14 protein-coding genes and 1 pseudogene are annotated in these 23,059 nt (G+C 70.1%); 8 read left to right on the forward strand and 7 right to left on the reverse strand.

What is annotated here, in order from left to right; all coding sequences use genetic code 11:
• Positions 1-12: 12 nt before the first annotated feature.
• Positions 13-249, reverse strand: a complete 237-nt coding sequence (locus tag ASF76_RS15400; protein WP_055959553.1) for a YbdD/YjiX family protein — start codon at positions 247-249, stop codon at positions 13-15.
• Between the two features lie 11 nt (positions 250-260).
• Positions 261-2,522 (reverse strand): carbon starvation CstA family protein, encoded by a 2,262-nt coding sequence (locus ASF76_RS15405; RefSeq protein ID WP_055959555.1) that lies wholly within the window; start codon positions 2,520-2,522, stop codon positions 261-263.
• Between the two features lie 381 nt (positions 2,523-2,903).
• On the opposite strand from ASF76_RS15405, the gene ASF76_RS15410 reads away from it, so the two are divergent.
• Entirely contained in the window at positions 2,904-3,242 is a 339-nt protein-coding gene (locus ASF76_RS15410) for a GNAT family N-acetyltransferase (RefSeq protein ID WP_055959557.1), read from the forward strand.
• A complete protein-coding gene (locus ASF76_RS15415; protein WP_055959560.1) occupies positions 3,239-4,261 on the forward strand; it encodes a pirin family protein in 1,023 nt (340 codons plus the stop codon). The genes ASF76_RS15410 and ASF76_RS15415 overlap by 4 nt, the downstream gene beginning before the upstream one ends.
• Before the next feature lie 212 nt (positions 4,262-4,473).
• On the opposite strand, the gene ASF76_RS15420 is transcribed toward ASF76_RS15415, so the two are convergent.
• Positions 4,474-8,046: a S8 family serine peptidase gene (locus tag ASF76_RS15420; protein ID WP_055959562.1), complete on the reverse strand. Its 3,573-nt coding sequence runs from the start codon at positions 8,044-8,046 to the stop codon at positions 4,474-4,476.
• A 230-nt stretch (positions 8,047-8,276) separates the two neighbouring features.
• Here ASF76_RS15420 and ASF76_RS15425 point away from each other — a divergent pair, with 230 nt between their 5' ends.
• Positions 8,277-9,527 carry an LCP family protein gene (locus ASF76_RS15425; protein ID WP_055959564.1) on the forward strand — a complete coding sequence of 417 codons (1,251 nt, stop codon included), beginning with the start codon at positions 8,277-8,279 and terminating at the stop codon, positions 9,525-9,527.
• Here ASF76_RS15425 and ASF76_RS17650 read toward each other — a convergent pair.
• Both ASF76_RS17650 and ASF76_RS15435 read right to left on the reverse strand, forming a co-directional pair.
• Entirely contained in the window at positions 9,520-9,654 is a 135-nt protein-coding gene (locus tag ASF76_RS17650; RefSeq protein ID WP_268774914.1) for a hypothetical protein, read from the reverse strand. The genes ASF76_RS15425 and ASF76_RS17650 overlap by 8 nt on opposite strands.
• Positions 9,655-9,709: 55 nt before the next feature.
• The gene (locus ASF76_RS15435) at positions 9,710-10,837 is read right to left on the reverse strand and encodes a M15 family metallopeptidase (RefSeq protein WP_235561327.1); all 1,128 of its coding nucleotides are present in this window, start codon (positions 10,835-10,837) and stop codon (positions 9,710-9,712) included.
• Between the two features lie 127 nt (positions 10,838-10,964).
• Between ASF76_RS15435 and ASF76_RS15440 the strand changes: the two genes are divergently transcribed.
• Both ASF76_RS15440 and ASF76_RS15445 read left to right on the forward strand, forming a co-directional pair.
• Positions 10,965-12,902 (forward strand): AAA family ATPase, encoded by a 1,938-nt coding sequence (locus ASF76_RS15440; RefSeq protein WP_235561328.1) that lies wholly within the window; start codon positions 10,965-10,967, stop codon positions 12,900-12,902.
• Positions 12,903-12,991: 89 nt separating this feature from the next.
• Positions 12,992-14,095, forward strand: a complete 1,104-nt coding sequence (locus ASF76_RS15445; protein ID WP_055959568.1) for an Rv2578c family radical SAM protein — start codon at positions 12,992-12,994, stop codon at positions 14,093-14,095.
• Between the two features lie 73 nt (positions 14,096-14,168).
• Here the strand turns inward: ASF76_RS15445 and ASF76_RS15450 are convergent, their stop codons facing one another.
• Complete coding sequence (locus ASF76_RS15450; protein WP_055959570.1) at positions 14,169-16,499, reverse strand: DEAD/DEAH box helicase; 2,331 nt, start codon at positions 16,497-16,499, stop codon at positions 14,169-14,171.
• Between the two features lie 477 nt (positions 16,500-16,976).
• Between ASF76_RS15450 and ASF76_RS15455 the strand changes: the two genes are divergently transcribed.
• The 3 genes and pseudogenes from ASF76_RS15455 to ASF76_RS17555 form a co-directional block, all read left to right on the forward strand.
• A complete protein-coding gene (locus ASF76_RS15455) occupies positions 16,977-17,600 on the forward strand; it encodes an antibiotic biosynthesis monooxygenase (protein ID WP_055959572.1) in 624 nt (207 codons plus the stop codon).
• Positions 17,597-18,499: an aldose 1-epimerase family protein gene (locus tag ASF76_RS15460; RefSeq protein ID WP_055959574.1), complete on the forward strand. Its 903-nt coding sequence runs from the start codon at positions 17,597-17,599 to the stop codon at positions 18,497-18,499. The genes ASF76_RS15455 and ASF76_RS15460 overlap by 4 nt, the downstream gene beginning before the upstream one ends.
• A 241-nt stretch (positions 18,500-18,740) precedes the next feature.
• Positions 18,741-19,367 (forward strand): annotated as a pseudogene (locus tag ASF76_RS17555) (DUF998 domain-containing protein); the annotation flags it as partial.
• A 484-nt stretch (positions 19,368-19,851) separates the two neighbouring features.
• Here the strand turns inward: ASF76_RS17555 and ASF76_RS15465 are convergent.
• Positions 19,852-23,013 (reverse strand): efflux RND transporter permease subunit, encoded by a 3,162-nt coding sequence (locus ASF76_RS15465; protein ID WP_055959576.1) that lies wholly within the window; start codon positions 23,011-23,013, stop codon positions 19,852-19,854.
• Positions 23,014-23,059 lie beyond the last annotated feature (46 nt).

Raw genomic sequence — 23,059 nt, forward strand, 5'->3', positions numbered from 1 at the left:
GTCGAAGCCTACTCAGCAGCAGCGGGCGCCCGGATTGCGGTCCTGCTCCGCGGTTCGCTGCCGCCAGAACTGCCGCTCGGTCAGCGGTGTCGCTTCCGGGTGCTGGGAGAGCAGGTGCGCGACGTAGACGTCGTACGCCCGGTCCCCCATGAGCGTCGTGACGTACCACCGGATGCCACGACCCGCCCGCACCACCTGGGCGCCGAGGCGCTGCAGAGGGCCGGGGGTCGTGGCATCCGTGTCGGTCATCGTCGGCGTGCTCAGTGGGAGGAGACGGACGGGCGGTCGGGGTGATCGGCCGGGAGGGCCTCCCACTGCTTCTCGATCGCGCGCTCCTCCTTGGTGGCGAGGAACCCGGCGGCGGCGAATCGACGCGAGGGCACGGGTGCGTCCTCGAGGTTCTCACCGCCGCCGGCGCGGATCGCCCGGACGGTGACGATCACGGCCATGAGGATGACGATGATCGCGAGGGAGACGAAGACGATCGACAGCACGCCCTGCACGAGGGTGTTGCGCACCACCGCCTCCATCGCGGCGACGCTCTTGGCCGTGCCGAACTCCGTCTTGCCCTCGGCGAGGGCGTTGCGGAACGCGAAGTGATTGGCCCAATACCCCACCGCCGGAACCGGCGAGAAGATCTTGTACATGGATGCCGTGATGGTCACAACGGCGGCGAAGGCCAGGGGCAGCGCGACGATCCACAGCCACCGGAAGTACGACCGGCCCCGCTTGGCGACGATGGCCAGGACCACGGCGAGCGCGATCGCGGCGAGCAACTGATTGGCGATGCCGAAAAGGGGGAAGAAGGTGTTGATGCCGCCCAGCGGATCGGTCACGCCCAGGATGAGGATCGCGCCCCACCCGGCCACCATCACCGCGGTGCAGATCCAGGCACCCGGTCGCCACGACAGGTCCTTGAATTTGGGGATGACGGTGCCGATCGAGTCCTGGAGCATGAAGCGGGCCACGCGGGTTCCGGCATCCACCGCCGTGAGGATGAAGAGTGCCTCGAACATGATGGCGAAGTGGTACCAGAACGCCATCATCGCCTGACCGCCGAGGGCCTGCTGCATGATGTGCGCGAGACCGAGCGCCAGGGTCGGGGCACCGCCCGTGCGCGAGACGATCGATTCCTCACCGACCGCCGCGGCGGTGGAGGTGAGCATGTCGGGCGTGAGGTTGACACCCGCGAGACCCAGACCGTTGACGAACGCCACCGCGCCCTCGACGGTGCCGAGGGTGGCAGCGGGCGAGGAGTTCATCGCGAAGTAGATGCCCCGGTCTATCGACAGTGCGGCGACCAGCGCCATGATCGCCACGAACGACTCCATGAGCATGCCGCCGTAGCCGATGAAGCGCGTCTGGCGCTCCTTCTCGAGGAGCTTCGGGGTGGTGCCCGAGGCGATGAGGGCGTGGAATCCGCTCAACGCTCCGCACGCGATCGTGACGAACAGGAACGGGAAGATCGGTCCGCTGAACACCGGGCCCGTCTGGCCGCCGGCGAACTCGCTGAATGCGGGCACCGAGATCTCGGGACGCACGAGCACGATGGCACCGGCGAGCATGACAATCACGCCGACCTTCATGAAGGTGGAGAGGTAGTCGCGCGGGGCGAGGAGCAGCCAGACGGGCAGCACCGCGGCGACGAAGCCGTAGACGATGATGCCCCACGCGATCACGGTGCGGTCGAGGTGGAAGGCCGCGTAGCCCCACTCGGTCGAGGCGACCCATCCGCCGGCGACGATCGCGGCGATCAGCAGCACGAAGCCGATGATCGAGATCTCGGTGATGCGACCCGGGCGGATGAAGCGCAGGTAGAGGCCCATGAACAGGGCGATCGGGATCGTCATCGAGACGCTGAACACGCCCCATGGGCTCTCACCGAGAGCGTTGACGACGACGAGGGCGAGGATCGCGACGATGATCAGCATGATGAGCAGGCTCGCGAGGATCGCCGCCGTGCCGCCGATCTTGCCGAGCTCGTCACGCGCCATCTGCCCGATCGTGCGGCCGCCGCGCCGCATCGAGAAGAACAGCACGAGGTAGTCCTGCACCGCCCCGGCGAGGATGACGCCGACGATGATCCAGATCGTGCCCGGCAGGTAGCCCATCTGCGCGGCGAGCACGGGGCCGACGAGGGGCCCGGCACCGGCGATGGCGGCGAAGTGGTGGCCGTAGAGCACGCGGCGGTCGGTGGGGACGTAGTCCTTGCCGTCCTGCTTGCGTTCGGCGGGCGTGGCCCGGCGGTCATCGGGACGCGTGATGTAGCGCTCGATGACCTTGGAGTAGAACCGATACCCGATGAGGTAGGTGCAGACGGCGGCGAACACGAACCAGATCGCGTTCACCGTCTCGCCGCGCACGATCGCCAGCATCGTCCAGCCGAGGCCGCCCAGCAGAGCGATCCCGATCCACAGGGCGATCTTCGCGGGGGTCCATCTGCTGCGGAGCTTTTCGGGCTCCACGGCGACCGGGGGAAGGTTCGGATCGGTGACGATGTCGTCGTCGACGGAAGCGCTCATGGGTTCTCCTGCTCGCGGCACTGCGGACTCCGGAAGGCTAATCGGATGCCGCGACGGCGGGCCAGCGGCATCCGTCGGTCGTGCGATGAGCGGCGCGAACGGTGCGACGAGCGGTGTGCGCAGGGTGGTTTGGGCGACGCGGCGGATTCGCACGTGGGATCGAGCGACGGGGCGGAGCCGCAGGCGTGATGGGCGGAGGGCCAGGGGCGGGGGGAGGACTCTCGCAGCGCTTCCGTCCTCCCCTCGCCCCCGCCCCTCCGCTCGTCCCGCGCGGGGAGTCCCCGATCCTTTCGAGGGGGTCGGCCGCGGCCGTGTCGAGGGGGTGCGGAACACCGCACGCCCGACATACGTTGCAGGGGACACCGACGACAGGAGACGCCGATGGCCGATGAATTGACCGTGACCCGCAACGACGAGGCGCGCCGCTACGAGATCCACGTGGGCGACGAGCTCGGCGGATTCCTCCAGTTCCGCCCCGCGGGCGAGGACCGCCTCAACCTCCCCCACACCGAGATCGACCCGGCGTTCAAGGGCCGCGGTCTCGGAACGGCGTTGGCGAGCGAAGCGCTGAGCGATCTCGCGCGTCGCGGCGGCACCGTCATCCCCTCCTGCCCCTTCGTGGCCCACTACCTGCAGGAGCACGACGTGCCCGGCCTGGTCGTCGAATGGCCCAACGACGCCGACGCGGCCGACTCCGCGGGACCCGGCGAACCGTCGTGACCCGACTCGACGTCGCGCCTCCGGCATCCGAGGGTCCGGTCGACTGCGACGGACCGCGGGCACTCGTGGTGCGTGCGCGCGAGGTGCCGCTCGGCGGCGTGCGCGGCATGGAGGTTCACCGCACCCTCCCCCACCGGGCGCTGCCCATGGTGGGCGCCTGGTGCTTCCTCGACCGCTTCGGTCCACAGGACACCCTCATGCGCGTCGAGCCGCACCCGCACATCGGCCTGCAGACGGTGACCTGGCCGATCGTCGGCGAGGTGCGACACCGGGATGCCGTGGGCAGCGACGTCGTGGTGCGCCCCGGCGCCCTCAACCTCATGACGAGCGGCGCGGGAATCGCCCATTCGGAGTATTCGGTGGGCGCGCAGCCGATTCCGCTCGACGCCCTCCAGCTGTGGGTGGCGCTGCCGGAATCCCGCCGCCACGGCGGACCCGCTTTCGAACGGCACGAAGACCTCCCGGTGCTCGACCTCGGCGACGGGGCGGACGCCGTCGTCGTCATGGGGTCGTTGGGCGAGATCGAGTCGCCCGCCACGGTGCACACCCCGATCGTGGGCGCGGAACTGCGCCTGCTCGCCGGGGTCGGCGTCCGCGTCCCGCTCCGCGAGGACTGGGAGTATGCCGTCTACGGCATGACCGGCACCGCCGTCGCCACGACGGGAATGGATGCCACCGACGCCGACGCCGCGCGGCGCCCCTCGCCCGCGGTCGAGCCGGGCACGACGGCATCCGTCGATCACACGCGACTGATCTACCTCGGCAAGGGCCGCGACCATGTGGAGTTGCGCAGCGACGAGGGCGCGCGGGTGTTCCTGCTGGGCGGCGAGCCGTTCGAGGCCGACATCGTGATGTGGTGGAACTTCGTCGGCCGTTCGCACGACGAGATCGTCGAGGCCCGCGACGCGTGGGAGGCGCAGGGTGAGCGCTTCGGCGCAGTGGTCGATCACGGCCCCGAGCGCATCCCGGCACCGCCGCTGCCGGCGGTGCGGCTGACGCCCCGGCGGCGCCGGGACTGACGCACGGAGGAGGCTGACCTCGTCGAAGCCTCCGGGCCCCTGCGGCCCCGGTCCCTTCGAGGCTCAGGGGCCGCCCTACGAACAGGGGGCTGAGCCCGACGACGTCGCCGTACGACCGCTCAGGGACCTCGGCGGCAGCGGCGCCCCGGCCCCCGCACGCAGCACAGCGGCGCCCGAGCCGAAGCCCGGGCGCCGCTGTGGTTCGACGGTGACTACCGCAGCACGATGAACGCGCTGCTCGCGCTCGAGGGCTGGACGGTGGTGCTGCCGCCGTAGGTGACCTTGACCAGCTTGGCGCCGCGCGTCTGCGGGTCGAGGGTGACCGTCGCGCGACCGTCCCTCAGGGTGGCGGGGTAATCCTTGCCCGCGACCCTGACGACCACGTCGCCCGTCGCCGCGGGGCCGCCGGCGGGACGGATCTTGACGTTCACCTTGTACGTGTCGGTGGTGCGCCCGACCCAGGGGCTCACCGTCACCTCCGTGCGCGAGGTGACGACGGATGCCACACCGGCACTGTCGGCCGTGCCCGAGAGCCCGGTGGTCGGAGACGTCGCGGTCACCCGCACGCTGAGGACGCGACCGAGGTCGGCGCGCTGCACGCGGTACGTCTGCGACGTCGCACCCTGGATGGGTTCGCCGTCACGCAGCCACTGGTACGTCGTGGTCACGTCGGCGGGGTTCCACGTGCCGGGGGTCGCCCGCAGGGTGCGGTTGATCGCGACCGTGCCCGACACGGTGGGGGCCTCGACGACGACCGGCGCCGCCTCTCCCGAGTCCACCGTGAGCACGGTCTGCACCGCCGACTCGCCGTAGGTCACGACACCGAGGTATCGCGTCTGGGGCGCGAGACCCTGCCACGACAGGTCGTACGAGGTCGTGACACCCTGCTCCACCTGGAGAGGGTTCGGCGTCGCCGTGAGCTGGCCCTCGCCGCCGGGGGCGACGTTCGCGTAGGTCATGTCCCACGTGAACGGCGCGGTGAACGAGTACACGTTCGCCTCGACGAGGTAGGTACCCGGGGTGGGGTTCGACAGCGAGACCCGCTCGTCGGCCGAGGCCGTCGCCGAGGTGAACCGCTCGTAGTACCGCAGGTCATCGGGGCTGACGACACGCGAGACGAAGAGGTCGAGGTCGCTGCCGGCATCGTCGGACGAGTCGAGGTCGAAGCGCGAGAGCGTCGTGCCCTCGGGCACCTCGACGACCCACCGGACGTAGCCGTCGGCGTCACCGGAGTCCTGGTCGCCGGAGTGTCCCTCGACGGGGTTGTCGGGGTCGGTCAGCAGCGTCTCGGCCGTCAGGCCCGCCAGGGTGAGCGGCAGTTCACCGCTGATCCCGGGCAGGATCTCGACATTCGTGGTGCCCGACGGGCCCGTGCCCGAGACCTCGGCGGGAGCCTCGGCCGTCGTCGGACGGATCGCGATCGGCGAGCGCACCTGGGTGTCACCGCTCGTCCAGGTGAGGAAGCCGGTCGCCCACTGCTCGGCCTCGGCGGTGGTGCGCGAGAAGGTCACCGTGAAGGTCTTCTCCTCGCCCGCTGCGGCGAATTCCAGCGTCGACGGCTCGACCACGGCATCCACTCCGGGCACCTCGATGGATGCCGAGAACGAACCGGCCTGCGTCGAGGTGACCGTGCGGGTGACCGTCTGCGGCTTGGCAAGCGAACCGATCGAGATCGATGCGAGGTTGAGGTCGCTGCCGTCGATCGGCACGACGCCGAAGTCGTACAGGCCCTTGCCCTGGAGGAACGCCGCCCAGTCGGCGGAGCCGTTGAGGTACAGCAGACCCGGGTCGAAATACTTCGTCGGGTCGACGTGTCCGGCGCCCTGGGCGAACGGATCCTCGACGGCGGCACCTTCGGCGTCCACGGTGTCGTAGGCGGTCGTCATCATGGCCGACTTGACCTCGGCCGGGGTCGCCTGCGGTCGTTCGCCGAGGTAGAGCGCCGCGAGACCCGCCACGTGCGGAGACGACATCGACGTGCCCGAGAGGAACTCGAACGCGGGGACCGCGCCGGGGGCGTTGGCGGCCGCGGCGAGGATCGCGACGCCGGGCGCCGAGATGTCGGGCTTGAGGATGTCGCTGCCGTCCGCCAGCATCGGGCCGCGGCTCGAGAAGCCCGCGACCTGCGGGGTCGGGGTCACCTCGTCGGTGATGTTCTCGCCGATGAGGGTGGCCGTGGCATCCGGGGTCTCTCGCACGTAGGCCAGCAGCGCCTCGCGGTAGCGCGCGTCGAGGTGCACGGTCGGCACCGCGTGGAAGTCGTTGTCGACCGAAGCGGGGGTGACGTTGACGAGGATCATGCCCACGCCCCCGGCGTCCTTCACGGCCTCCGACTTCTCGACGCGGGCGTTCTGCCCGCGGTCGCACACGACGATCTTGCCCGCGGCCTGAGCGGGGTCGAGCGATCCGAGCAGGCACAGGGCCGCGTTCGCCGGATCGATTCCGGATGCCGCGATGTCACCGGCGTAGACCACGGGAGCCGTGACGGTTTGACCTGCGGGCACCGAGATGGAGGCACCGGCGGCCTCGAAGCCGTTCCCCAGGGTCACCGTGCCCTCGTAGGTCGGGATCGTGGAGGCGGCGACGGTGGTGTACCAGGGCGACGCGTGGTCTGCCGTGGAGGCGTCGGGGCCGGAGTTGCCCGCCGAGACGGCGACGAAGACGCCGGCCGCGGCGGCGTTGAAGAACGCCTGGTCCTCCAGGGCGAACGTGGAGGTGGCAGCTCCTCCGCCGATGGAGTAGTTGATGACGTCGACGTTGTCTTCGACGGCGGCGTTGATGGCACCGAGCAGGTCGCTCAGGGCGCAGACGTCATCCGTCGTCACGAGCGGATCGGGGCCGGCCCAGCACGCCTTGTATGCGGCGACCTTGGCCGCGGGGGCGACGCCGGAGATGGCGCCGAAGTCGACGCCCTCCACGTCGGCGTCCACGCCCGTGTTGCCGGCCGCGGTGCTGGCCGTGTGCGAGCCGTGGGTGTCGCCGTCACGGGGCGAGACGTAGTCGGCCTCGAATGTGAAACCGGTGGCGGCCGCACCCTGGTCGAAGTATCGCGCGCCGACGAGCTTGGTGGAGTAGTCCGACAGCGACCAGCCGTTGCCCTCGGCGACGCGGGGAGAACGGAAGTCGGAACCGTCGCCCTTGCGGAACACGACGTCGTTGCCGTCGAGGTAGGGCTCATCTCCCGGGGTGGTTCCGAGCGGCTCGCCCGCGAACGAGGGGTTCTCCGGCGCAATGCCGGTGTCGATCACGCCGACGACCGTGCCCTCACCGGCGGCGTCGACACCGCCGACGCGCTGCCAGACGCCGTTGTCGCCCTCGAGCCCGAGGAACTCGGTCGAGGGGACGGCGTCAGGGTGGCGGATCTCGTCGGGGACGACCTTCTGCACACCCTTGGTGGCGGCGAGCTTCGCCGCCTGGTTCGGATCCATCGTCGCGCTGAAGCCGTTGACCGCGACTGTGTACGTCGTGTCCGGGCTGACGCCTGCCTCGTCGGCGACGTCCTGCTGGCGCTGCTCGAGGAAGGCCGAGTACTCGCGCGCCGCCGGGGAGTCCGGATCCAGCTTCGCATCCTCGGACTTGGTGGCTTCCAGACCGGCTTCTCCGCCGCCGTAGGTGGCGACGGGGGCTTCGTCGAGCACGACGATGTAGCGGCCGGTGGTCGACTCGATGGGCGTGGGGGGTGTCACCCCCTCGCCCACGTCGGCAGCCTGAACGGCGGTGGCTCCGGTGGCGGTGAACAGTCCGGCCAGGGTGATGGCCGCGACCGAACGCAGGGTTCGACCCATAGTGCGCTCCAAACGGGGGGATGATTGAGCGTTGTGCGCGGCAGCGGTGGCGCGCGTTGCACAAACATAACGCAGGGGGGTTTGATAACCAACGGTCAGTTTGGACGGCGTCCGAAAACGTCACAGCCCCGAAACGAACGGTCAGTCGAACCGGGAATCGTACCGTCGCCGAGGGCGCAGCCCCGCGCCCGCCACCCCTAGACTGCGACGAAACCCGAAGAGGAGTAGCCATGCCCCGGCGCCGTCGCACCGTCGCACAGCACGCCCGCCTGCGTTCCCCGCATCCACTCGGGCAACTCGCCACCCTCATCGCCGTGGCGGCGGTCGTCGCCGTCGTGTCGGCGATCGGCGTCGCCTCGTACACCGCGTACGACCTCACGTCGGAGTTCGTCGACGAGGCCGTCGCCGTCGAGAACCAGCCCCCGGTCCCGCCCGACCTCGGCCGGCTCGAGGGCGGCGTCAACATGATGGTCGTCGGCATCGACGCGTGCGAAGAGAACCTCATCGCCCTCTTCGGCGAGCGCTGCGAGGGGCCCGACTCCGAGGGGCGCCTCAACGACGTCAACATCCTCGTGCACATCTCGGACGCCCCGCGAAAGGTCACGGTGGTGTCGTTCCCCCGCGACCTGGTGTTCGAGGCACCCGCGTGCGACACCTCGGACGGCGGTCGCTTCGACGGCGGGTACCTGCAGATCAACGAGCTCTACACCTACGGCGGACTATCGTGCGTCATCACGGCGATCTCCGACATGAGCGGCCAGCAGATCCAGTTCGGCGCGATGGTCACCTTCGGAGGGGTCATCGAGATCACCAACGCCATCGGCGGCGTCGAGATCTGCCTCGCCAGCGACATGCGCGACGAGAACACCGGCATCGACTGGGAGGCCGGCCCCCGCACCATCCAGGGGGTCGAGGCTCTCCAGTTCCTGCGCACGCGCTACGGCGTCGGCGGCAGCGACCTCGCTCGGGTGAGCAACCAGCAGCAGTACATGTCGCGGTTGGCGCGCAAGCTCGTCAGCGAGGAGGTGCTGTCCAACCCCGCGACGCTGTTCCGGCTGGCATCCACGGGCCTGCGCAACGTCACCCCGACGCAGAGCCTCACCAATCCCCTCACGCTCGTGCAGGTGGCCCAGGCGGTCAAGGACGTGCCGTTCGAGGACATCGTCTTCGTGCAGTACCCGACGGTCACCGCGAGTTCGGATGCCAACCGCGTCGCGCCCGACTGGGATGCAGCCCAGGTGCTCTGGGATGCCCTCGCGGCGAACCAGGCGATCGAGGTCACCGGCGACGTCGCCGTCAACGGCGGCACCGTCGTCGCCGATCCGACACCGTCACCCGAGGAGTCGCCGGGCGAGACCCCGCCCGTCGAGGAGGTCGAGCCGGGGACCGTCGATCCGTCGACCGGCGCGGTCGCACTGCCGCCCTCGATCAGCGGATCCAGCGCGGCGCAGCAGACCTGCAGCGCCGGCGTCGTCAACTGACGGGCGTCGTCGAACCCAGGTCGCCGAGCCCGTCGAAGCGATCGAGCCCCACCGACCCCGAGGCTTCCACCTGGGCCCCGAGCCTGACGAAGGGGCCGGGAGCCCGCGCGACCGGAAGCCTCGACACGCTCAGCCACCTCAGATGCAGGCGGACGGATGCCGGGGCTCCCGGCATCCATCGATCAATACGTCGGCGCCGCCGGGAGGCCGAAGAACTCCTCGAGCGTGGTGTACCCGCCCTCGTGGTAGGCGCGGGCGAGCTCGCGACCGATGTAGCGCTGGTGCCATGCCTCGGGCAGGTATCCGCTCACGCTCTCACGACCCTCGGCGTAGCGCGTGATGAAGCCGTACTCCCACGCGTGATCCCGCACCCACGCCCCCTGCGGTGACGAGGCGATGTCGTCGAGGGTCCCGCAGGAGCCGTCGCACGGAACGATGTCGACGGCCAGCCCCGTCTGATGCTCGCTGTAGCCCGCGCGAGCGCTCTCGCGATCGGCTTCCTCGACGCCGCCCACATCGACGCGGCCGGCGTAGGTCGACTGCTGCGTCGAGTACGAGCGGAACGCGCTGAGGAATCCGATCTCGCCCGCCCCCGCATCGGATGCGGCCCGCACCAACTCGGTCAGGGCGCTCGCGGGAGCGGAGCGCAGCGCCGACTCCTCGAGCGCTCGGACGTTCTGCGGCATGACGAGATCACCGGCGCGGTAGTCGAGCGGATCGAGAGGGCGCTGCTTGTTGACGACGACCCACTCGCGGTTCGGATCCGACAGCGAGACGCACGGGGCGATTCCGGATGCCACCGCTTCGCGGAAGGCGTCTCCCCCACCGATCGCGGAGATGACGGCGGCGTCGTCTCCCGAGGCGAGGGCCGCGGTGACGGCGGGATCGTCGCACGGGGTGGCGGTCGCCGGAACGGCCGCGAGCTGCGGGACGGGGAGTCCCTCCGCGGGGACGGCGGGCGGGCCCTGGAACGCGGGCGCCGTGTCGACGGTCGCGGTCTGCGCCGCCACTTCGCCCCCGCCCGCGGAGGCTGCGGCGCCGATCGCGACGGCTCCCGTCGCCATGATCAGCAACGCGACCACCAGCAAACCCGCGCGACGGCGGCGCATGGTCAGTGTGCCGCCACGGACGGCGAGAAGGGCCCGGATGCCGACCGGTGCGCGTACGGAGGGGGCTCCGCTCTCCGCGCGGAGCCGACGACGCGTGGCCGGCTCGACCGGGGGCGTCACCGCGACTGCCGCCGTCGCGAGTCGCTCGGCCTCCGCGCGCGCGGCGCGGCGGGGAGAACGCTCGGGATCGGGGGGTATCACTCGACCCATTCTCTCGCCGGATCCTGAAAGCGGCGTGACCCCGCTCCGAACCCTGCGCGATGCTCCCCTCGCGGGTACCCGACGGACGCTACGTGTTGCCCGACCGAGAAAGGGACGGCAGGCTGTGATGGCCGAGACCGAACCCGGGGGGACCATGCTCGACGACGACGACCGCCGACTCATGCACGCCGTGAACGCGTACCTGCAGGACATGCATCGCGTCGTGCAATCCGACACCGCGGGCGACCGCACGCCACTGGGCGACGAACTGAGTGCTCATCTCGGGGTGGATGCCGCCACCCTCCCCGTCACGAGCGAATCGGTGTCGGCGCACCGCTACGTCGACGCCGACATCGCCCTCGATGAGCTGATGTCACGAAGCGGCGGGCGCCTCATCGGCGTGACAGGGGGAGAGCAACGCCTGCACGTCTCGGCATCCGATCTCATCGCGGGCGCGTACTCGCAGTTCGCGCCGGGACCGGTGTCGTACGAGTCGCGCGACGTCAGCGCCGACGCGCAACGCCGCGTCGTGTCGTTCGGCGTGCGGCTGCTGACCTTCGCGGGGCAGCCGCTCGCGATCGTCCAGCGTGCGGCGAACCCACGATCGGCACCACCTCAGCCACAGCTCGAATTGATCGGAAGCGACGCGGATGCCACCGCCGCCGCGCTCGTGGAGATCCGCCGCCTCATGATCGAACGCAGCGTCTTGCGTGGGCAGGTGCTGTCGTTCGCGCCGACCGAGTACGGCCACGGAGCCGGGGCCACCTTCCTCGCCCGCCCCGATGTCGCCGCCGACGACATCGTGCTCGGCGAAGGCGTACTGTCGCGCATCGTCGACCACGTCGTGGGGATCGGCGACCACCGCGAAGCGCTCCGCGCTGCCGGACAGCATCTCAAACGCGGCGTACTGCTGTACGGCCCACCCGGTACGGGCAAGACCCTCTCGGTACGTCACCTTCTCTCACTCACGCCCGACACGACCGCGGTCGTGCTCACCGGCTCGAGCATCCGCTTCATCACCGCCGCGGCTGAGATCGCCCGCACTTTCGCGCCCGCGCTCGTGGTGCTCGAGGACATCGATCTGGTCGCGGCCGACCGCGGCCACTCGCCCCAGCCGGTGCTCTTCGACGTACTCGACGCCCTCGACGGGTTGGAACCGGATGCCGACATCGCCTTCGTGATGACGACCAATCACGTGCAGATCCTCGAAGAGGCCCTCGCCGCCCGGCCGGGCCGTGTCGATCTCGGCGTCGAGATCCCCCTCCCCGACGAGGCCGATCGGCGTCGCCTGTTCCGGCGGTACGCCCACGGGTTGACGCTCTCGGAACAAGCCCTGGATGCCGCCGCCGACCGGGCCGCGGGAACGACGGGATCGTTCGCGAAGGAGCTGCTGCGCGGCACCGTGCTGCGCGCCGCACTTCGCGGAGACGCCGAAGCCGACGACGCCGACCTGGCGGCCACGCTCGACGAGCTCCTCGACTCGGGCGCCGCCCTCACCCGCGTGCTCCTCGGGTCGCGACAGGAGCTCACGCTGAGCGCGACACCCGGCGCCGACGGCGCGCCCCCGTTCACGGCAACCGCTTTCTCTCCCGGTGGCCCTGACGACCCGGTCTTGGTACCGACCGAGGGCGGCGTGCCGTGGGAGGACCTGGCGGATTCCCCCGTCGACACGACACCACCGACGCACGAGCTCGTCATTCCGATGCCGGTCTGGCACACGGTGTACGCCACGCTCGGCAACACCGGGTCGGTCGAACGAGTGGGAGGTGACCCGCTGGTCGCCGCGCGCGCCGTCCGCATCCAACATGCCGGCGGCGTGGCCGCCGAACGGCACCCGGGCCCTCGCGCCACCGGCGGCTGGCCGCGGGACGACGATCATCTCGCCGTCCCGCTCGCCGAGGGTGACGAGGAGTTCCTTCTCGAGATCGTGGCGAAGAGCCGCCAGGTGAGTCGCCGGCTGCTCGCCGATGGCGACCTCGACGCGCAGACGCGGCGCGAACAGGAGGAGTGCCTCGAGGCGGACGCTCAGGCACTGCGATTTCTCGCGGAACAGTTGCTGCGCTGACGGACGGCACTCTCCCCCGTCTCGACGTCATCATCGAGTTCCGAACCTCTGATGTTGCGCATGTATCGAACATGTGTTCGACTGAGGGCATGAGGTGGCAAGGTCAACAATTGGGCGTCGACGACGCCGCCGCGCTCCCCGGCATGGAGCGTATGGACGGTCTGGTGCGGTCGGTGACCACGCCCGAGTTCGCGGGTATGACCTTCCACGAGGTGATGGCCAAGAGCGCTCTCAACCGCGTCCCGGGCGCCTCGGCGATGCCGTTCGACTGGACAGTGAACCCGTACCGGGGCTGCGGTCATCAATGCACATACTGCTTCGCCCGGAAGACGCACGAATACCTCGACCTCGACTACGGCGCCGATTTCGATTCGCAGATCGTGGTGAAGATCAATGTCGCCGACGTGCTGCGCACCGAACTTCGTCGCGGGTCGTGGGCACGCGAACCCGTCATGCTCGGTACGAACACCGACCCCTACCAGCGTGCCGAGGGGCGGTACCGCCTGATGCCCGACATCGTCGGGGCGCTCACCGAGAACGGCACGCCGTTCTCGATCCTCACGAAGGGCACCCTGCTGCGTCGCGACCTACCGTTGCTGACCGACGCCTCGCGCGAGGTGAAAGTGACCCTCGCGATGTCGATCGCCGTCTTCGACGACGCCCTGCAGAAGTCGATCGAGCCGGGCACGCCCAGCGCGGAGGCACGCCTCGACACCGTGCGCGCCGCGACGGCCGCGGGTTTCCGCGTGACGGTCTTCCTCATGCCGATCCTGCCGCACCTCACCGACTCCATCGCCGTGCTCGACGACGCCCTCGCGCAGATCCGCGCCGCGCGCGCGGCCCGCGTCGTCTACGGAGCCCTGCACCTCCGCCCGGGAGCGAAGGAGTGGTTCCTGCAGTGGCTGGAACGGGAGCGCCCTCACCTCGTCTCGTCGTACCGCGGTCTCTACCCCGGCGTGTCCACGAGCGCGCCGAAGGCCTACCGCGCGTGGCTCGGCAAACGCATGCGCCCGCTGCTGCGCATGCACCGGCTCGACGGCTGGGACGAAGACGAGCACCCGCGCGGTCGTCCGCAGCCGGGACTCGCCGCCCGCACGCCCGCGGGCAGCACCCTGGGACCGGTCCGCAGCACGGGGGTCACGGCATCCGCCCGACCACGGGTCGCGCCCGCGAGCGAGCCCACGCTGTTCTGAACACACGGAGCCGCCCGGTCCCGGACGCGCGAAACCCCCGCCGCGTATGCGACGGGGGTTTCGATGCACGCGCTTACGCGGTGACGTTCGACAGCTGGCGACCCGAGATCTCCTCGATCAGGTCATCGCCGAGCTGCGCCGGCTCGAAGGGCGCCTGGATCTCGGCCCGGTCGAGCAGTTCGGTCATGCGACGCTGACGCTGACGGGTGATGAGGGTCACCACGGTGCCGGTCCGACCGGCGCGTCCGGTGCGACCCGAGCGGTGCAGGTACGTCTTGTACTCGTCGGGCGCGTCGGCCTGGATGACCAGGTCGATGTCGTCGACGTGGATGCCGCGGGCGGCGACGTCGGTGGCGACGAGCACGTTGACGCGTCCCGAAGTGAGCTTCTCGAGATTGCGGGTGCGCTTCTGCTGGTTGAGGTCGCCGTGCAGGGCGACCGCGGCGACACCGGCATCGTCGAACTGCTCCGCGAGCATCTCGGCGTACGCGCGGGTACGGGCGAAGACGAGCGTCTTGCCCGCGCGGTCGACGAGCGAACCGAGGATCTCGGCCTTGTCGCGGTGGTCGATCACGAGCACGCGGTGCTCGATCGTGCCGGAGTCCTGGTCTTCGCCGGCGACCTCGTAGACGGCGGGCTCCACGAGGAACTCGTCGACGAGCGCTGCGACCTCACGGTCGAGCGTGGCCGAGAACAGCAGCTTCTGGCTGCCGTCGGCGGTCGCGCGCAGGATGCGCTGCACGGGCTCGAGGAACCCGAGCTCGCACATGTGGTCGCCCTCGTCGAGCACGGTGACCTGCACCTGCGAGAGGTCGAGCTTGCCCTGGTTGAGGAGGTCCTCGATGCGACCGGGTGTGCCGATGACGATGTCGACGCCCTTCTTCAGCGCACCCACCTGACGTGCCTGGGGCACGCCACCGTAGATCTGCGTGGTGAAGAGACCGACGCTGCGCGCGAGCACCTGGACGGTGCCGTCGATCTGCAGGGCGAGCTCTCGGGTCGGCGCCAGGATGAGCGCCTTGGGCGAACGTCCGAACTCACGACGCTGCCCGGCCTGGGCGCGGAGGATCCGCTCGACGAGCGGGGCGCCGAAGGCGATCGTCTTGCCGGAGCCGGTGCGGCCACGGGCAAGGACGTCGCGGCCGTCGAGGATGGGCTTCACCGTGGCAGCCTGGATGGGGAAGGGGCTCGCCGCTCCGAGGCTTGCCAGGGCGCGCACCAGGTTGTCGCCGAGGCCGAGCTCGGCGAAGCCGGCGCCGGTTTCGGTCGCCGCATCCACGGCCTGCGCCTGCAGGCGCTCGTGCACGACGTCGACGCGCTGGTCGTGCTCGGCGGAGCGCTTCGGCGTGTTGTTCCAGTCGCTGCGGCTCGGGCCGTCGTTGCGACGCGGCCGGTCGTCGAACGAACGCGCGGGGCGATCGGCGCGATCGAACGAACGAGCAGGACGCTCACCGGCATCACGACGAGGACGCTCGTCACGATCGAACGAGCGCGCGGGGCGATCGGCGCGATCGAAGGAACGAGCGGGGCGGTCGCTGCGATCGAACGAACGCGCCGGACGGTCGTCGCTGCGGGCCGGACGGTCGTCCCGACGCTCGAAGGAACGGGCGGGACGCTCGTCGAACGAACGCGCGGGGCGATCGGTGCGGTCGAAGGAACGAGCCGGGCGGTCGCTGCGGTCGAAGGAACGAGCCGGGCGGTCGCTGCGGTCGAACGCCCGAGCCGGACGCTCACCGGCGTCACGACGAGGACGCTCGTCACGATCGAACGAACGAGCAGGGCGGTCGGTGCGGTCGAACGAACGCGCCGGACGGTCGCTGCGATCGAACGCCCGAGCCGGACGCTCACCGGCATCACGACGAGGACGCTCGTCACGATCGAACGAACGAGCAGGGCGCTCATTGCGGTCGAACGAACGCGCGGGACGGTCTTCGAACGAACGGGCAGGGCGGTCGCTGCGATCGAACGAACGCGCCGGACGCTCTCCCGCATCACGACGAGGACGCTCGTCACGATCGAACGAACGAGCCGGGCGGTCGGTGCGGTCGAACGAACGCGCCGGACGGTCGCTGCGATCGAACGAACGCGCCGGACGGTCGCTGCGATCGAACGAACGCGCCGGACGGTCTTCGAACGAACGAGCGGGGCGGTCGTCGCGAGCCGAGGTGCGGATGGTGCGGGCCTCGCTGCGGCCGGCGCGATCGGAGGCGTTCCAGCGACCCTTGTCACCGGCCGACTCCGCCTCGGGGCGGTAGCCGCGGTGGCTCGGGCTCTTGCTGCCGGGCTTGGCGGGGCCCTCCGTACCGGGACGACGCTTGCGGTCCTGGAACGAGGTCTGAGCGGCATAGCGCGGCTCGAAGTTCTTGGCGGGACGACCGCCGGCGGGCTTCTTGTTCTTGGGCATGAGGAAACTTCCTGGGTTCTGTTCGCGCGAAACAGCGGCGCCGCTCATGGCGGTGCGAGACCCGGACTCTCGTCGGCCGGGGGCCAATTCACTAGTGATGGTCGAGGCCGCGATCGCGTCCTGTCCATCGGCCCCTTGGACTACAAACCCATCCGCGCATCACGCACGGTGTCCAGAGCCGACCGCCCCACGTTACAGCCCGCGCCTGGGAATGGCATCCACACCCCTCGGAGGACCCGTGTCCCACTTATGGCTGGTTGGGTGTGCCGCAGACAGCCGTATATGGGACACCGTCCCCCCGAAAGTGGGACGAGGTCGGTCGCGAGCGGGAACAGGTCGGCCGCGAGCGGGACGCGGTGGGCCGCGAGCGGGACCAGGTCCGCCGCGAGCGGGACCAGGTGCGCCGCGAGCGGGACCAGGTGCGCCGAAAGAGAGCCCGGCGCCGACGGGAGCGGCGGCCTGACGGAAGATGGACGCATGGCAGACACCGACGCCCACCCCATCACGGTGGCGATCGAGCGGCGCATCGATCCGACGCGCACCGCCGAAGCGACCTCCTGGATGCAGGCCGGCACCGACCTCGCGACCGCCTTCCCGGGCTTCCTCGGCTCGGGGTGGGTGCGCGCGGGGGAAGACAGCGACCTCTGGTACATGCTGTACAGGTTCCGCGACATCGCCACGCTCGAGGGATGGGAGTCCTCGTCGCAGCGGCAGTGGTGGCTCGACTCCGGCCGCCCCTTCGCGCGCGAGGAGCGCGTCGAGCGCCGCACGGGCATCGAGGGCTGGTTCGACGCCTCGTTCGGTTCCGTGCTCGCCCCCGCGGATGCCACGACCTCGCCCGTGCAGCAGCCGGTGCCGTCCGCGCCCCCGCGGTGGAAGCAGGCCGTCACCATCTGGGTCGGGTTCTTCCCCACCAACCTCCTCGCGTCCTGGCTGCTGGGCTTCATCCCCGGTTTCGCCGAGGTCCCGCTCGTCCTGCGCGTGCTGGCGACGACCCTCATGCTCACCCCCGTCATGACCTACGCGGTGCTCCCGTGGGTCACCCGCCTGCTGCGGCCGTGGCTGCAGCGTCCACCCCGCTCCAGAAAGGCCTCGTCATGACCGCCGATCCCACCGGCCAGCGCTTCCACCTGCGCGGACCCCGCTCGTCCGCCGAGGTCACCCAGGTGGGTGCGGCGCTTCGCGCCCTCACCGTCGACGGCGTCGACCTCGTGCCGCGCTATCCCGACGACCTGCCCACGCCCGCGGCGTCCGGGGTCGTTCTGGTGCCGTGGCCGAACCGTATCCGCGACGGCCGGTACACCTTCGACGGTGACGATCAGCAGCTCGCGATCAGCGAGCCGAAGTTCGGCAACGCCAGCCACGGCCTCCTTCGATTCGGGGTGTACCAGCCCATCGAGCACACCGACGAACGGGTGGTGCTCGGCGCCGACGTCGTGCCGCAGACGGGGTACCCCTTCCATCTGCGCACGCGCGTCACCTACACGCTCGAGTCCGACGGGCTGCGCGTCGCGCACGAAATCGAGAACGTCGGGGCGAGATCGGCCCCCGTCGCACTGGGCGTGCACCCCTACTTCCAGATCGGCGGCGTCGCGACCGAGGATCTCGTGGTGCATTCCACGGGTACGACGACGCTCGTGGTCGACGAGCGGAACATCCCCGTCGACGAAGTGGCCGTCGACGACGCGACGGACCTGCGCGGCGGCCGGCGGCTGGGCGACGCCTCACTCGACAACGGCTATCGCGGCCTCGACCGGGATGCCGAAGGCCGCGCCCGCCACACGCTCACCGCCCCGGATGGACGCCGCCTGGAACTCTGGCAGGACGAGGGCTTCCGATGGGTCCAGGTCTTCACGACCGACCGCTACCCGGGGCACCCACTCGCCGTGGCGATCGAACCCATGACGGCACCGGCGAACGCCTTCGCCACGGGGACGGATCTCGACACCCTGCAGCCGGGGTCCGTCCTGGCGCGGGAATGGGGCGTCCGCTTCTCCTGAAACCCGCAGCTTGTCCCCCATTTGGGGGACAAGAAAATTGTTTTGTGACCTGGGGGAAAAAGAAAGAACAAGCGGATTCAATTCACGCGGACAAAAGCTACCATTTGCGGTGACGGTAATCGTCGAGGCCGGGGCGGCCGAGAACCACGGCTCTCTCGGCAATAGTCCGTTTGAAGCCGACGGGGGCCGAGGATCCCACGTGCTGGGGGTCCCGTTCCGTCCCGAGGAAAGACTCCCCCACATGAGCACCGCGCTCCCGTCCGTCGACCCCGAAATCCTCCGCCTGCCGCGCCTCGGCGGCCTCTCCCGCCGCCTCACAGCCGTGCCGTCACTGCACGTCGGCGGGGCAGTGCTATCTGTCCTGCTGGGCGGACTACTGCTTTCCATGGCCACCACGAGCGACCCGCTGTGGTGGCAGCTGCATTTCAGCCAACTCGGAATCTTCGGTGATTTCTCGAGTGCATTGTTCAATACGACGCTCAAGGTCAGCGGACTCATGGTCGTCGTGTTCGCCCTCTTCGTCAGACGGGATCTCCGCCGCCTCGGTCGAGAAACCGTCCGCCGCGGGTCCGCGACCCTCGCGTGCATCTGCCTGAACGTGGTCGGCATCAGCCTCGCTCTGGTGGGATGCGTGCCGCTGAACACCGACAAGGACCTCCACGACCGAGTGGCGGCCATGATGGTGCTCGGTTTCCTGGTCCTGCTCGTGAGCGCTCCGATCATGCTGCGCCGGCTCGGAGCGCGGATGGCGATCAGCACCGGTATCGCCCTGGTGTGGCTCGCCCTCTCGATCGCGCTCTTCGTCACCGCCACGATCAACCTCGCCCTGTTCGAGACGATCTCGTGCGGAGCGATGTTCGCGTGGTCGGGCATGCTCACCCACACGCTCCGCGCCGTCGCGCTCCGCGCCGAGAGCCGCGCAGACGCCGACCACCCCGGCATCGCGTGCGGCCCGCGTCGCCGCCCCCGCCGACCGTTCGCCGGTCGACGCCTCCGGCTGGCCGTCGGGAGCATCACGCGGTCGGTCGCCCGCCGCCCTCGGCTCACCGCGTCCCCCGCATCCTCTCGCGCGGCGGTCGACCGTCGGCACCGCGGCGACCGTCGCTCCACCGACGTGCCGCGGGTTTCGCCCTCCCCGATCGCCCTCGCCGCCCGTCGCCTTCCGTCCCTCGACGGCGACCGCGCCGCCCGGCGGACGGTCGCAGGCGGGACGGGCACTCGCACCGTCGCGCCCAGCCGGCCGACGGATCCGCGCAGCGTCGCGTCCGTATTGCATCACGGGTCGACGCTCGGCGAGGTCCCACCTCGGGTGTCGTCCCCTCGACGGCGCCGCGGCCTCCGACGAGGCCCCGTCAGTGCTGCGCGCGGAGCTCGCGACGGGTCACCGGATGGTCGCCGGCGTCTAATGGCTGCCGCTCGTCTCCGACGCGCGCGGCCCGACGCTCCCGACGTCGCTCGCTCGCCCCTTCGATGAGGTTGTAGAGCGTCGGCAGCACCAGCAGCGTCAGGAACGTCGACGAGACGAGCCCGCCGATCACCACGACCGCGAGCGGCTGAGAGATGAAGCCTCCGTGTCCGGTGATCCCCAGCGCCATCGGCACCAGGGCGAAGATCGCCGCGAGGGCGGTCATCAGGATGGGCCGCAGACGACGGGCGCCTCCCACGATCGTCGCGTCGTGCACGCTCAGACCGCGGGCGCGGTACTGGTTCACGAGGTCGATGAGCACGATGGCGTTGGTGACGACGATGCCGACGAGCATCAGCGCGCCGATCATGCCGGCGACACCCAGCGGAACGCCCGTGATGAGCAGCATCACGATCGCGCCGGTTGCGGCGAACGGCACCGACACGAGCAGTTCGAGCGGCTGACGCAGCGACTTGAAGGTGGCCACCATCACCACGTAGACGATGAGGATGGCCGCCAGCAGAGCCAACCCGAGTTGCGCGAATGCGTCCTGCTGGTCGGTGACCACACCCCCGACCTTCGCCGTCGCCCCGTCGGGCAGCGACAGTCCTGCGAGCGCGTCGGTGACGGTGCCCGAGGAGCTGCCGAGGTCGTCGGAGGTGGGTGTGACGGTGATGGATGCCGTGCGCAGCCCCCGCGCGGTCGTGATCGAGGGGGGCGTCTGACTCTCGTCGACCGTGGCGATCTCGTCGAGGCGCACAGCACCCTGGGCGCTGGGGATCTCGAGCGCGCGAAGGTCGTCGATCGTCTGGGGAGGGTTGGCCGTGGCGAGGTACACGGTCACGCCGCGTCCGTCGAGCTCGACCGTGCCCGCCTGTCGCGGCTGCTGCGCGCCCGACACCAGTGCGCCCACGGCGCGTTCCGACAGGCCGCGCTCGGCGGCGGCGTCACGATCGACGCGCACCGAGACGAAGGGCAGGGATGCCGACAGGCTGCTGGTCACCTGACCGATGCCGTCCTGACCCTCGAGGCCCGCGACCACGGCGTCGCTCGCCTGCTGCAACGATTGGGAGTCGGGAGCGGTGACGTCGACGGTGATGTCGGTCGAGCCGAACCCGCCGCCGGCCGCGCGCACCTCGATCTCACCGGCGTCGGTGAGGCCCTCGAGTTCGGTGCGCACGCGTTCGCGCAGCTCCACCTGATCGGCGCCGGACTCCGAGGTGATCGAGTACGTGATGCCCGTCCCCCCACCCGAGAAGGCATCGCGCAGCGCCGAGCCGCTCGAGCCGATGGAGGTCTGCACCGTCTGCACGCCCGGGGTCTCCAGCAGCACGGCCTCGACCTGCTGTGCCGCCGCGTCTTCGGCATCGAGGCTGGGAGCTGCGCCGATCTTCTGCGTGACGGTGAAGGTGTTCTGGCCGGAATCCCCGAGGAAGTCGGTCTTCAACAGCGGAACCGACGCCAGCGTGCCGCCGAGCACGAGCACCGCCAGGGTCAGGGTCACCCACGAGTGCTTCAGCGTCCAACTCAGCACCGGCACATACGCCTTCTGCAGGCGCGTGGGCGGAGCATCGGCGGCTTCGGGGTCGACCGGGTTGCCCGCGGCATCCCGGATCACCTTTCCGGGCTTGAGGAACCACGATGCGAGTACGGGCACGATGGTCAACGACACCAGCAGCGACGCCGCCATCGCGATCGTCACCGTCAGGGAGAAGGGGCGGAACAGCTCGCCGGTGACGTCGCCCACGAAGGCGATCGGCAGGAACACCGCGACCGAGGTGATCGTGGACGCCGTGATGGCGGCCGCCACTTCGCGCACCGCGCGGATGATGGTGGGGATCTTCTCGGCGTCGCCGACGTAGTGCCGCTTGATGTTCTCGATGACGACGATGGAGTCGTCGACGACGCGGCCGATCGCGATGGTGAGGGCGCCGAGGGTGAGGATGTTCAGCGAGTAGCCGAAGGCCTGGAGCCCGACGAAGGTGATGAGCACGCTGGTCGGGATCGAGATGGCGGTGACCAGCGTCGAGCGCACAGACATCAGGAACACCAAGATGACCACGACCGCGAAGACGAGACCGAGCAGGCCCTCCTGCGCGAGGGCGTCGATCGACTGCTGGACGAACGGCGCCTGATCGAAGACGACGGTGAAGGTCGCGCCCTGACCGAGCGCGGATTCGAGCGTGGGCAGCACCGCGAGCACGCCGCGCGAGACGTCGACGGTGTTGGCGGCGGGGAGCTTGGTGACGGCGATGGTCAGCGCCGGCTGCCCGTCGACGCGCGAGAGGGTCGAGACGGGGTCGGACTGCAGCTCGACCGCCGCGACATCGCCGATCGTGGTCTGCCCCGCCTGGAACTGCGCCTGGTCGGTGGGCACGAGCGGGAGCGCGGCGATCTCGTCGACGCTCGTGATCTTGGCGCCGGTCTGCACCGTGAGCGTCTGATCGCCCTCGGTCAAAGAGCCTCCGGGGAAGAGGATGCCGTTGGCATCCAGGGCGTCGGTGATCGCCTGCTGGCTGAAGCCCCGCTCGCCCAGTTGGGAGGAGTCGGGGGTGATCGTCACGCGCTGACCGGTGCCGCCGACGATCTGGGCGCCGTTGACGCCCGCGACGTCTTCGAGGTCGGGGATGACGCTCGTCTGCAGCACCGACTGCGTGGCCTGGGCGTCGGAGAAGCCCGTGACGGCGAGCTGGATGACGGGGAAGTCGTCGATGCTGGCGGAGGCGACGGTGGTGTCGGCCGACTCGGGGAGCTGGTCGTCGATGCGGGCGATGGCGGCCAGGATCTTCTGCTGGGCCGCCGCGAGATCGGTGCCGTAGGTGAACGACGCCGACACGATCGAGGAGTTCGTCGTGCTGGTCGCCGTCGTGGATTCGAGCCCCTCGACACCCCGGATGGCGTTCTCGATGGGCGTGGACACGTCGGCCTCGACCACCTCGGGCGAGGCCCCGGGGTAGGTGGTGACGACGGCGAGCTGGGGAAACTCGATCGAGGGGATGAGCTCTTGCTTGAGACTGGTCAGGGCCAGGCCGCCGAAGATCGCCGCCACGATGGTGACCAGGGCGATGAGGGCGCGGTTCTTCAGGCTCAGCACGGCCAGATACGACACGGAGCACCCTTCGGGGGTCGAGATTCGATACAGAGATGTATCGGGA

The organism is Microbacterium sp. Leaf151, from assembly GCF_001424225.1.
Lineage (GTDB): Bacteria > Actinomycetota > Actinomycetes > Actinomycetales > Microbacteriaceae > Microbacterium.

Coding starts and splice junctions, on each gene's coding strand:
- ASF76_RS15460 (WP_055959574.1), top strand. CDS start 17,597: ATGACCGCCGATCCCACCGGCCAGCGCTTCCACCTGCGCGGACCCCGC.
- ASF76_RS15445 (WP_055959568.1), top strand. CDS start 12,992: ATGAGGTGGCAAGGTCAACAATTGGGCGTCGACGACGCCGCCGCGCTC.
- ASF76_RS15410 (WP_055959557.1), top strand. CDS start 2,904: ATGGCCGATGAATTGACCGTGACCCGCAACGACGAGGCGCGCCGCTAC.
- ASF76_RS15405 (WP_055959555.1), bottom strand. CDS start 2,522: ATGAGCGCTTCCGTCGACGACGACATCGTCACCGATCCGAACCTTCCC.
- ASF76_RS15420 (WP_055959562.1), bottom strand. CDS start 8,046: ATGGGTCGAACCCTGCGTTCGGTCGCGGCCATCACCCTGGCCGGACTG.
- ASF76_RS15400 (WP_055959553.1), bottom strand. CDS start 249: ATGACCGACACGGATGCCACGACCCCCGGCCCTCTGCAGCGCCTCGGC.
- ASF76_RS15450 (WP_055959570.1), bottom strand. CDS start 16,499: ATGCCCAAGAACAAGAAGCCCGCCGGCGGTCGTCCCGCCAAGAACTTC.
- ASF76_RS15425 (WP_055959564.1), top strand. CDS start 8,277: ATGCCCCGGCGCCGTCGCACCGTCGCACAGCACGCCCGCCTGCGTTCC.
- ASF76_RS15455 (WP_055959572.1), top strand. CDS start 16,977: ATGGCAGACACCGACGCCCACCCCATCACGGTGGCGATCGAGCGGCGC.
- ASF76_RS15440 (WP_235561328.1), top strand. CDS start 10,965: ATGGCCGAGACCGAACCCGGGGGGACCATGCTCGACGACGACGACCGC.